The sequence below is a fragment of the Pectobacterium versatile genome, assembly GCF_003932035.1.
GTDB lineage: Bacteria > Pseudomonadota > Gammaproteobacteria > Enterobacterales > Enterobacteriaceae > Pectobacterium > Pectobacterium versatile.
The window spans coordinates 4,867,776-4,878,617 of record NZ_CP034276.1 but is presented as its reverse complement, the minus strand read 5'-3'; the positions used below and the strand labels follow the sequence as shown (position 1 = coordinate 4,878,617).

Annotated in this window: 12 protein-coding genes and 2 pseudogenes; 6 read left to right on the top strand and 8 right to left on the bottom strand. The window is 49.3% G+C overall.

Annotated features, from left to right (window positions below; all coding sequences use genetic code 11):
* Nucleotides 1–23: 23 nt before the first annotated feature.
* The 5 genes from dppA (at nt 24) to dppF (ending at nt 5,778) form a co-directional block, all read left to right on the top strand.
* Complete coding sequence (gene dppA, locus EIP93_RS22045) at nt 24–1,631, top strand: dipeptide ABC transporter periplasmic-binding protein DppA (protein ID WP_039542080.1); 1,608 nt, start codon at nt 24–26, stop codon at nt 1,629–1,631.
* 210 nt (nt 1,632–1,841) lie between these two features.
* Complete coding sequence (dppB, locus tag EIP93_RS22040) at nt 1,842–2,861, top strand: dipeptide ABC transporter permease DppB (RefSeq protein ID WP_010296852.1); 1,020 nt, start codon at nt 1,842–1,844, stop codon at nt 2,859–2,861.
* Between the two features lie 13 nt (nt 2,862–2,874).
* Nucleotides 2,875–3,777: a dipeptide ABC transporter permease DppC gene (gene dppC, locus EIP93_RS22035; protein WP_107333648.1), complete on the top strand. Its 903-nt coding sequence runs from the start codon at nt 2,875–2,877 to the stop codon at nt 3,775–3,777.
* Between the two features lie 13 nt (nt 3,778–3,790).
* Nucleotides 3,791–4,771, top strand: a complete 981-nt coding sequence (dppD, locus tag EIP93_RS22030) for a dipeptide ABC transporter ATP-binding protein (protein ID WP_095700998.1) — start codon at nt 3,791–3,793, stop codon at nt 4,769–4,771.
* Nucleotides 4,768–5,778 carry a dipeptide ABC transporter ATP-binding subunit DppF gene (dppF, locus tag EIP93_RS22025; protein WP_040032801.1) on the top strand — a complete coding sequence of 337 codons (1,011 nt, stop codon included), beginning with the start codon at nt 4,768–4,770 and terminating at the stop codon, nt 5,776–5,778. The genes dppD and dppF overlap by 4 nt, the downstream gene beginning before the upstream one ends.
* 329 nt (nt 5,779–6,107) lie before the next feature.
* On the opposite strand, the gene EIP93_RS22020 is transcribed toward dppF, so the two are convergent.
* From EIP93_RS22020 to EIP93_RS23125, 7 genes and pseudogenes are all read right to left on the bottom strand, one after another.
* On the bottom strand, nt 6,108–6,581 hold the full coding sequence (locus EIP93_RS22020; protein ID WP_125233280.1) for a hypothetical protein: 474 nt from the start codon (nt 6,579–6,581) through the stop codon (nt 6,108–6,110).
* 225 nt (nt 6,582–6,806) lie between these two features.
* Nucleotides 6,807–7,715 carry an RHS repeat domain-containing protein gene (locus tag EIP93_RS22015; protein ID WP_233964174.1) on the bottom strand — a complete coding sequence of 303 codons (909 nt, stop codon included), beginning with the start codon at nt 7,713–7,715 and terminating at the stop codon, nt 6,807–6,809.
* A gap of 115 nt (nt 7,716–7,830) precedes the next feature.
* Nucleotides 7,831–8,262: a hypothetical protein gene (locus tag EIP93_RS22010; RefSeq protein ID WP_125233279.1), complete on the bottom strand. Its 432-nt coding sequence runs from the start codon at nt 8,260–8,262 to the stop codon at nt 7,831–7,833.
* A complete protein-coding gene (locus tag EIP93_RS22835; protein ID WP_193554780.1) occupies nt 8,246–8,650 on the bottom strand; it encodes a hypothetical protein in 405 nt (134 codons plus the stop codon). Before EIP93_RS22835 ends, EIP93_RS22010 begins: the two co-directional genes overlap by 17 nt.
* Nucleotides 8,630–8,778: pseudogene (locus EIP93_RS23130) on the bottom strand (RHS repeat-associated core domain-containing protein); the annotation flags it as partial. The gene EIP93_RS22835 and the pseudogene EIP93_RS23130, both read right to left, overlap by 21 nt.
* 39 nt (nt 8,779–8,817) lie before the next feature.
* Nucleotides 8,818–9,393, bottom strand: a complete 576-nt coding sequence (locus tag EIP93_RS22000) for a hypothetical protein (protein ID WP_125233278.1) — start codon at nt 9,391–9,393, stop codon at nt 8,818–8,820.
* Nucleotides 9,390–10,220, bottom strand: a pseudogene (locus tag EIP93_RS23125) (RHS repeat-associated core domain-containing protein); the annotation flags it as partial. The pseudogene EIP93_RS23125 and the gene EIP93_RS22000, both read right to left, overlap by 4 nt.
* Nucleotides 10,221–10,260: 40 nt before the next feature.
* On the opposite strand from EIP93_RS23125, the gene EIP93_RS22975 reads away from it, so the two are divergent.
* Complete coding sequence (locus EIP93_RS22975) at nt 10,261–10,350, top strand: SymE family type I addiction module toxin (RefSeq protein ID WP_326489508.1); 90 nt, start codon at nt 10,261–10,263, stop codon at nt 10,348–10,350.
* Between the two features lie 88 nt (nt 10,351–10,438).
* Here EIP93_RS22975 and EIP93_RS21985 read toward each other — a convergent pair whose 3' ends face one another.
* On the bottom strand, nt 10,439–10,708 hold the full coding sequence (locus EIP93_RS21985; RefSeq protein ID WP_233980846.1) for a DUF7710 domain-containing protein: 270 nt from the start codon (nt 10,706–10,708) through the stop codon (nt 10,439–10,441).
* Between the last annotated feature and the right edge of the window lie 134 nt (nt 10,709–10,842).

Sequence of the window (10,842 nt, the reverse complement as noted above, 5' to 3'; positions counted from 1 at the left end):
TCATCCACAATGGAGCACAAGTAATGGAAAAATCCCTGGTTAAATCAAGGGTGTTGAAGTTCGGCCTTGGCTTGCTCGCCATGTCCGTCGCTGCAGGCGTTCAGGCAAAGACGCTGGTGTACTGCTCAGAAGGCTCCCCAGAAGGTTTTAACCCGCAGCTGTTCACCTCCGGTACAACGTTTGATGCCAGCTCTATTCCTATTTATAACCGCCTGGTGGAATTTAAAGACGGCACCACGGACACCGGTCCGGGTCTGGCTGAAAAATGGGATATTAGCGAAGACGGCAAAACCTATACTTTCCATTTGCGCAAAGGCGTGAAATGGCAAGACAGCAAGGACTTCAAACCTTCTCGTGAATTCAATGCCGATGACGTGATTTTCTCCTTCATGCGTCAGCAGGATGCCAACCATCCGTACCACAAAGTATCTGGCGGCAGCTATGAATACTATCAAGGTATGGGTATGCCGGAACTGGTCAGCAAAATCGAAAAAGTCGACGACTACACCGTCCGCTTTGTGCTGAACCGCCCTGAAGCGCCGTTCCTGGCAAACCTGGCGATGGACTTCGCTTCCATCCTGTCGGGGGAATATGCGGATCAGATGTTGAAAGCTGGTACGCCAGAGAAGGTTGACCTGAACCCAATTGGTACAGGTCCGTTCCAACTGCAACAGTACCAGAAAGATTCCCGTATTCTGTACAAAGCCTTTGAAGGCTTCTGGGGCACCAAGCCGGGTATTGACCGTCTGGTCTTCTCTATCACGCCAGATGCGTCTGTACGTTACGCCAAGCTGCAAAAAGACGAATGCCAGATCATGCCGTATCCAAACCCGGCCGATCTTGCCCGCATGAAAGAAGACAAAAACATCACGTTGCTGGAAAAGCCGGGCTTGAACGTCGGCTACCTGTCTTACAACGTTGAGAAAAAACCGCTGGATAACGTCAAGATTCGCCAGGCGCTGAACTATGCAGTGAACAAGTCTGCCATCATTGAGGCGGTCTATCAGGGTGCTGGTCAGGCCGCGACTAACCTGATCCCGCCGACTATGTGGGGCTACAACAACGACGTTAAAGACTACAGCTACGATCCTGAAAAAGCGAAAGCACTGCTGAAAGAAGCAGGTATGGCTGACGGTTTCTCTATCGACCTGTGGGCAATGCCAGTACAGCGTCCGTACAACCCGAATGCTCGTCGTATGGCGGAAATGATCCAGTCCGACTGGGCGAAAGTGGGCGTGAAAGCCAAGATCGTCACTTACGAGTGGGGCGAGTATCTGAAGCGCGCGAAAGACGGCGAGCACCAGACCGTGCTGATGGGCTGGACTGGCGACAATGGGGATCCAGATAACTTCTTCGCGACCCTGTTCAGCTGTGACGCGGCCAAAAATGGCTCCAACTACTCCAAGTGGTGCTACAAGCCGTTTGAAGATTTGATCCAACCGGCGCGCGCTGTTTCCGATCACGAAAAACGTATTGAGCTGTACAAGCAGGCGCAGGTTGTGATGCACGATCAGGCTCCGGCGCTGATTGTTGCGCACTCCACCGTGTACGAGCCAGTGCGTAAAAACGTGAAAGGTTATGTGATTCAGTCGCGTGGCGTGCATAGCTTCAACAACGTGACGTTGGATTAAGTCAGCCACTCGTTTTTCACGGACATTAAAAACCCCGACCTTGCGGTTTCTCGTTAGAGGAGCCGTGGAGGCGGGGTTTCTTGCCCGTTAAATTTTATGGTGGGCCGTCGTACACGACGTTTAAAATCGTTCCTGACGATTTTTTATGCTGTGAGCAATGATAAGCCTGATGGCCAATGAGCCAACGGGCATGAATAGAGAGTTCGGGATATGTTGCAGTTCATACTCCGGCGTTTGGGACTCGTTATCCCAACGTTTATTGGTATCACCCTATTGACCTTCGCATTCGTGCACATGATTCCGGGCGACCCGGTGATGATCATGGCGGGGGAACGAGGCATCTCCGCCGAGCGCCATGCGCAATTGCTGGCTGAAATGGGGCTGGATAAGCCGCTTTGGCAGCAATACCTCCACTATATTGGCGGTGTGATGCAGGGCGATCTGGGGATCTCCCTAAAGAGTCGTATCCCCGTGTGGGAAGAATTTGTGCCTCGCTTCAAAGCGACGCTGGAACTGGGTATCTGCGCGATGATGTTTGCTATCGCAGTGGGGATTCCTGTTGGCGTGTTGGCTGCGGTCAAACGTGGTTCCATTTTCGATCATACCTCTGTTGGCCTGGCGCTGACGGGCTACTCCATGCCTATCTTCTGGTGGGGCATGATGTTGATTATGCTGGTCTCCGTTCAGCTCAACCTGACGCCCGTTTCGGGGCGTATCAGCGACACGATTTTCCTCGATGACAGCATGCCGCTGACTGGCTTTATGCTGATCGATACTCTGTTCTGGGGCGAGGAAGGCGATTTCATCGATGCCGTTCAACACATGATCCTGCCTGCCATCGTGCTGGGCACCATTCCACTGGCGGTGATTGTGCGTATGACGCGTTCTGCCATGCTGGAAGTGCTGGGTGAGGACTACATCCGCACCGCCCGCGCTAAAGGGCTGAGCCGTCTGCGTGTGATTGTCGTGCACGCGTTGCGTAATGCGATGCTGCCGGTGGTAACGGTGATTGGTTTACAGGTCGGCACCATGCTGGCCGGGGCGATCCTGACGGAAACCATTTTCTCTTGGCCGGGGCTGGGACGGTGGTTAATCGATGCGTTGCAGCGTCGTGACTATCCGGTGGTTCAGGGCGGCGTACTGCTGGTGGCAACCATGATCATTCTGGTGAACCTGCTGGTCGATGTGCTCTACGGTGTGGTTAACCCACGCATCCGTCACAAGAAATAAGGGGAAGGCTAAGATGACACACGTCACTGAACCTGTTGTAAATAGCGCACCGAAGCCGATGACCCCGCTACAGGAATTCTGGCACTATTTTAAACGTAACAAAGGGGCGGTCGTTGGCATGGTGTATGTCGTGCTGATGCTGATTATCGCCATTGGTGCCAACGTACTGGCGCCGCATGCGCCTGCTGAGCAGTTCCGCGATGCGCTGCTTCGTCCGCCGGTCTGGCAAGAGGGCGGAAGCTGGCAGTTTATTCTGGGAACGGACGACGTCGGGCGTGATGTTCTATCCCGTCTGATGTACGGTGCACGCCTGTCGCTGCTGGTCGGCTGTCTGGTCGTCGCGCTGTCGCTGGTGCTGGGGGTGATCTTCGGTCTGCTGGCTGGGTATTTCGGCGGTGTGGTCGATGCGCTCATCATGCGTGTTGTCGATATCATGCTGGCACTGCCAAGCCTGCTGTTGGCGCTGGTGCTGGTGGCCATCTTCGGACCTTCGATTGTGAACGCCTCGCTGGCGCTGACCTTCGTGGCGTTGCCGCACTATGTCCGTTTGACTCGTGCGGCGGTGCTGGTGGAAGTCAACCGCGATTACGTCACCGCTTCACGCGTGGCGGGAGCGAGTTCGGCACGCCAGATGTTCGTCAACATTCTTCCGAACTGCCTGGCACCGTTGATTGTGCAGGCTTCTCTCGGCTTTTCTAACGCCATTCTTGATATGGCTGCTTTGGGTTTCCTCGGTATGGGCGCACAGCCGCCAACGCCAGAGTGGGGCACCATGCTGTCGGACGTTTTGCAGTTTGCGCAAAGCGCCTGGTGGGTGGTGACGTTCCCCGGCGTAGCAATCTTACTGACGGTATTGGCGTTTAACCTGATGGGGGACGGCTTGCGTGATGCTCTCGACCCCAAACTCAAGCAGTAGTAGAGGTAGAGAGATGGCGTTGCTCAATGTAGATAAACTGTCGGTTCACTTTGGTGATGAGGATCTGCCGTTTCGTGCGGTCGATCGCATCAGCTATCAGGTGGAAGAAGGGCAGGTGGTCGGTATCGTCGGGGAATCCGGCTCTGGTAAATCCGTCAGCTCGCTGGCGATTATGGGGCTGATTGATTACCCCGGCAAAGTGATGGCCGACAAGCTGGAATTTAACCAGCGTGATTTAACGAAAATTTCTGAGAAAGAACGGCGTAATCTGGTGGGTTCTGAAGTCGCGATGATTTTCCAGGACCCGATGACCAGCCTGAACCCGTGTTACACCGTGGGCTACCAGATCATGGAAGCCATCAAGGTGCATCAGGGCGGTAATCGCAAAACCCGTCGTCAGCGAGCGATTGACCTGCTGACGTTGGTCGGGATTCCCGATCCGGGTTCGCGTCTTGACGTGTATCCGCACCAGCTTTCCGGCGGGATGAGCCAGCGCGTGATGATCGCGATGGCGATTGCCTGTCGGCCGAAGCTGCTGATTGCCGATGAACCAACCACGGCGCTGGACGTGACCATTCAGGCGCAGATCATCGAACTGCTGCTCGAATTGCAGCAGCGCGAAAACATGGCGCTGATCCTGATTACCCACGATTTGGCGCTGGTGGCTGAAGCGGCACACCACATCATTGTGATGTATGCCGGGCAAGTGGTGGAATCAGGCAAAGCGGCGGATATTTTCCGCGCACCTCGTCATCCGTATACCCAGGCGCTGCTGCGTGCGCTACCGGAGTTTGCGGCGGATAAATCCCGACTGGCATCGCTGCCGGGCGTGGTGCCGGGTAAATATGACCGCCCGAACGGCTGTCTGTTAAACCCGCGCTGCCCCTATGCGCAGGACCGCTGCCGTCAGGAAGAACCTGCACTGCGCGATATTCCTGGTCGTCAGGTGAAATGTCATACACCGCTCGATGATGCGGGGAGGCCAACCCTATGAGTGAACTGAACGCAACATCGCAGCCGTATTTGCTGCATGCGATTGATTTGAAGAAACACTATCCGGTGAAAAAGGGCTTTTTCGCGCCAGAGCGGATGGTGAAAGCGTTGGACGGCGTTTCTTTTACGCTGGAGCGCGGTAAAACGCTGGCGGTGGTCGGAGAGTCCGGTTGTGGAAAATCCACGCTGGGTCGCCTGCTGACGATGATCGAAACTCCATCGGATGGCGAACTGTACTATCAGGGGCAGGATCTGCTGAAGCACGATCCGCAAGCGCAGAAACTGCGTCGGCAGAAGATCCAGATCGTTTTCCAGAATCCTTATGGATCGCTCAATCCACGTAAGAAAGTCGGTCAGATCCTGGAAGAACCGCTCCAGATCAACACTGAGCTGTCAAAAGCCGAACGCCGTGAAAAAGCGCTGGCGATGATGGCGAAAGTGGGGCTGAAAACGGAGCATTACGATCGCTATCCACATATGTTCTCCGGCGGCCAGCGTCAGCGTATCGCTATCGCCCGTGGGCTGATGCTGGATCCAGATGTGGTGATTGCTGATGAGCCGGTTTCGGCGCTGGACGTGTCGGTTCGCGCACAGGTGCTGAACCTGATGATGGACTTGCAGCAGGATCTGGGGCTGTCTTACGTCTTCATCTCGCACGATTTGTCCGTCGTTGAACATATCGCTGATGAAGTGATGGTGATGTATCTGGGCCGCTGTGTCGAGAAGGGCAGTAAAGATGCCATTTTCAACAACCCGCGTCACCCGTATACGCAAGCGTTACTTTCCGCGACGCCGCGCCTGAATCCAGATTTACGCCGCGAGCGCATCAAGCTGACGGGTGAGCTACCTAGCCCACTGAATCCACCACCAGGCTGCGCGTTCAATGCCCGCTGTCAGCGCTGCTTCAGCACCTGCACCCAGTTCCAGCCGCAGCTTAAGACCTACGGTGAACAGCAGGTCGCCTGCTTCGCTGTCGATCAGGACGAACAGGGCACCGCTGTCGCCTAGTTTGCCTTCAACTCACCTACGCTGCTTTTCCGGGGCGTGGGTGAGTAGGAAGTGGGTTTTACCTGACTGCTGCTGTGCATGTATTCCGCTAAATTTAACCTGACTTCAGCGATTCGTCTCTCCTGCTGCTGAGCGCTTATCTCGAGCATCAGCCAGCCTGCGACTTCATTGCAGCAATGCAGGATATTGTCCCAAATCCCATGAGTTTAATAGTCATTAATGTAAACATATTAATTAGTATCGACCTCGGCCTCAAAGAAAACGTTTGAGGGTAAGATAATTTACTGAGTAAATTAAAAAACAATAATATGATGTTATATCATTTATCGCTATAAAATATCCTCATTACAAATTGTGATATCGTCAGAGAACAAATTAACAACAACATGGAAATTCGCTGTTGACTTAAAATAAATGTTATCTTGTATCTTTCTTATTTCTATGAATGGGTTAGATGTTGTTGAATAAATGACCATTTTTATATTGTTGTTTATATCTGTTTTAATAATGAACCCTTCATTTCCCATGTCTCCTTCCCCACACAGAAATATATTCTCTTTATCTACTGATAATTTATTGTTTATCTGAATTTCAGACCATATTTCGTCGTGAATATTAGCAATTTCTTTGAAGGTCGAAATCTCGCCATATGAGATAACATATTCTTTATTAAAAGAGTGTGATAATGCGTTGTTTTCAATAAAATAGATATCTATGTATTGTACTTTTCCAGATTCAAAAATAACTAAATCTAGTCCTGGTAGTTTATTTTCAAGCCATTTTTTTCTTAATTCATTTATCATGACTTACATTTTCCTTTTGGCACTTTGCTTACGACCTAACGTCTTCGATTATCTAAATAAATTAACTGGTCATATCTCTTATATATTCACTAACGTTATCAGAGATATATGCTTGAGAATAATTCAATGATGACGGATGGAACCATTCTATATTTAGCCCAAACGGGTCAACCCACGTATTCGGATTTGGAACGTAATCATAGTTATCATCACCCCCCAATACCCCTATCGGGTCAGGTGAAACGTACTGGCCGCCTGGCGTAGCGGCTTGGATTCCACTGGTTTGCCGTGGCGCAGTCCTTCGCTGTCCTGCGTCTGTCCGTTGATGGCACCGAAGCTGCCGTAGTCTCCGCTCCAGCGGACCGCGCCGTCCGCATCCGTCATCTCCAGCGGGGCGCCGTTCAGGTCGGTGTTGAACCAGCGGATATCGCCGTTGCGTTCTCCCGATGGCTGGGTGATACGCGCTAACGGTGACCACCAGATGTTCGGGTCATAAACATAATTTTCTGTTCGGTCAGCGTATCTGGCCTGCAACAGCCGGAAGCCTTCCCACAGGAAACGCGTCTCTTCCTGCTGCCCGTTTTCGCCCCAGTTGACGGTTTTACGGGTGCGCCTGCCCAGCGCGTCATAGCCATAGCGTGCGACAAACTCGCCTTGCGGCCCTTTACCTCTAGCTTCCAGCAGCCGGTTATCGGCGTCGTACTTGTAAAACTGCTCTGTTGCGCCATCACGCCGCCGTGTCAGGTTGCCTTGACCGTCATACTGGTTCCAGAGATTGCGCCAGTTCAGCAGGCGGTTGTCTGACAATGGGAAGGCGGAAGATGAACGGCTGGCATCTTGTATATTGTCCGCGGCATCATAGTCATATGCTCGGTGGTGTACCTGCCAGTGCACGTCAATGCGTTTTAGCAGGCGGCCTTCCGCATCGTAATCGTACTGAACATCACCTCGTAGGCTGTCGCTGACCGAGGCCAGCTCGCCGGATGCGGTGTAACTGAGCACCCGCGATAATATCTGCTGCTCCGGCTCTGCGACATCCCAGAGCCCGCTGCGTTGTGAGGTCAGGCGGCCTAAACGGTCATATTCCCGCCGCTGCTCGCGTTGTCCCTGAGTGCGGGTGATTTCCCGGTGCAACCGGTCACGGGTAAACTCGCTGATGACCTGATGATTGAATTTTACTGCGCTGACATGCCCGGAGCCATACCGCAGCCTGACAGAGAGTCCTTTATTATCATGCTGATCAAGGTATCTATGGGCGGTTTCTTAATTTCATATCAAATAAGAATTTATTTTTTACATCTAGTTCATTATTATTTAACACGATAAAACCTGAGTTTTCCTCAGAGAGAAATCTAATTTCTCTATCATTTTTAATAATATTAACGAATGGTCCAAATTCTAAACTCATCAGGAACCAATCTATATTTTCATTTGTTTTTTTATAAAAAAAACCGCATGAACTATGTGCTGAACACTCACCGCAAACATAGATAGAACCATTGGATTCAGATGTGGAATTAGCAAATATATCTGTTAATTCAACCCCTTTTATTTGATTTTTTTTATTAAAAACCAAACCATTATTAGCTATAGTGTATTCTAAAAAACCGCTGCCTTTTATGTATATAAGATCAGAGTAATAAAATTCTTCTTTTTTCACTAATTCATGAACATCCAACACGATTACTCCTATTTTTCTTTATTCTTGCTTCACCATCAACTTTACCTATTGCTGGTCTTTCTGGTGTACCATACTGTCCAAGGCCATTTTTACTTAATCTCTCATTAAAAGCGTTGTCCCAAGTTTTTCCTGTTGTTGATTTCGGGTATGAACCCGAACCTTCTACAATAGTGATCGGGACTTCTTTCATATCTAATGACAGAGCAGCATCTAGCCTTCGATTATCAAAACTTATCATTTTACCGTCACGAATAATTACATTTAAAGGATCTCCAATCCAACCCTTATGACTAATTACTTCGGCATAGTCATTAGGACTAACCCATGATTGACTAAAATTTATCAAGCGTGGGTCAATAAATGAACCTGATAACCCAAAAGGATCCACCCACCCAATAGGATTCGGCGCATACTGATAAAGGTTTATTCCCCCGTTAGCCCTATCGGATCCTGCGTGGTGAAGCGTCCGACGGTGGGATCATAGTAGCGGAACAGGTTGTAGTGCAGTTCTGCCTCACGGCCAAAAAGCCTCCCACCGAAAATGCAAACCCTGAACTACCTACGGACCAACTTCACTCTTAGTTCATTAGCCAACTCAATGATATCTTCATCTTGACTATTTATTCCTAATTTTATATGTTTATCTAGTAATAAATTATTATTTATGGTATTTAAAAAATCACCAATATCTTTATATAAATAATAATCCAACTCGTTTCTATAAAAATTAGATATGATATCTTCAATCAACTCATCTCGATCTGATATCCACCCGCGAGAAATTATAATATTTTCCGCCAATTTTTTTTCTTCATCATTACCGATTATCGATATATTTATGAGTTTCTCAATAAGTACATCGGATGAAGAAAAATCAAAAAATCCATCTTTTATTAATTTTAAAGATACCCTTCTACTTTCACCATCATTAGAACACAGCAAAGAAATCAAATTGGGTTCATATTCAACAAATAGTGAGCGAACTCGATAATAATATTGATTTAGATTGGCTTCTTGTAATTCATATTTTGACCATGTAATCCCATTACGTTGGACACAGGCAATGAAACTACGGGTTTCTTCATTAAGAAAATCTTCAATTGCAATAAATTTTTTTACGAAATCATTCATATTTTACCACCATATCCCCATGGCAATGAATCAAACAAATTATTGAACTCATCTGGCGTCATCTCTCGAGTGGGATACACTGTTGAGTGTCCAGGAGACATATACCCTCCCGGCATATCACGCCCATCGTGCTTAATACCTAATCCATCAGGCATTTTTACATCTTCAGGTAAAGTATGATAATGCCCCTGTAAACCAGATTCTTCAGGTGTTCTGGTCACTGATTTACCTTGAGGTCTGGCTTTACTTGCTTGTGAAGGAAGTAAGCCATGCTCATTGGGCGCTAAATCTCGCTCACGAATACCTTTTGGCCCACTCTTATTTCCAAATGCACAAAGCCGTTGTAACCCCAGCGGATCCACCCACCCCAGCGGATTAGGCGCATACTGATAAAGGTTTATTCCCCCCGCCAGCCCTATCGGATCCTGTGTCGTGAACCTACCTAGGGTGGGATCATAGTAGCGGAACAGGTTGTAGTGCAAACCGGTTTCGTCATCCGCGTATTGCCCGGCGTAGCGTAGCGGCTGAGATTCCACTGGTTTGCCGTGGCGCAGTCCTTCGCAGTCCTGCGTCTGTCCGTTGACGGCACCGAACCTGCCGTAGTCGCCGCTCCAGCGGACCGCGCCGTCCGCATCCGTCATCTCCAGCGGTGCGCCGTTCAGGTCGGTGTTGAACCAGCGGATATCGCCGTTGCGCTCTCCCGATGGTTGGGTGATACGCGCTAACGGTGACCACCAGACGTTCGGGTCATAAACATAACTTTCTGTTCGGCCAGCGTATCTGGCCTGCAACAGCCGGAAGCCTTCCCACAGGAAACGCGTTTCTTCCTGCTTCCTATCGTCAGCGATTAACCTCAAAGGCCGCTAGCTGGAGGAGCCGGGTTTTATGACCGGGATGCAAATTACCGTTACCGTCGAGCGCGGGAGGCTGGTGATTGAGATGGAGATTAATCTCTGACATCGCATATTTCGTAATAAAGAAAACATAAAATAAAGCCGGAAGGATCGTTAAGATCGCTTCCGGTTATCAACTGACATAAATAATGTCAGTCTTCTATACCATCTTCAAAATGAAGGTGCTCCATTGATGCACAGGTGAAACCACCTATAAATGATGGTGTTTTATGTTTATCTTCCGTTGCACAAAACAAATTATTTTCAATGGCCCAATCATAAACCCCTTTATTAACAGGATATTTTGTCAATACTCCTGTTAATCGATTTTCTTTTATCCAGTCTTTAGCATTATCCAAAGAAAAGAATATTCCCGAAGGGAAGCGAGCCATCGCACCATTAAATACCCATATTTCTTTCATATTCACTTTAATCATTCACTCTAAATTTTGGTATTTAAACCATCGTTGTATTTTATCGACAGTTTTACGTATTACGGAGCGGTTGGCATCAACGGCTACTTGCTGCTTAGACGTTAATGGTGGTGAGCCTTTGA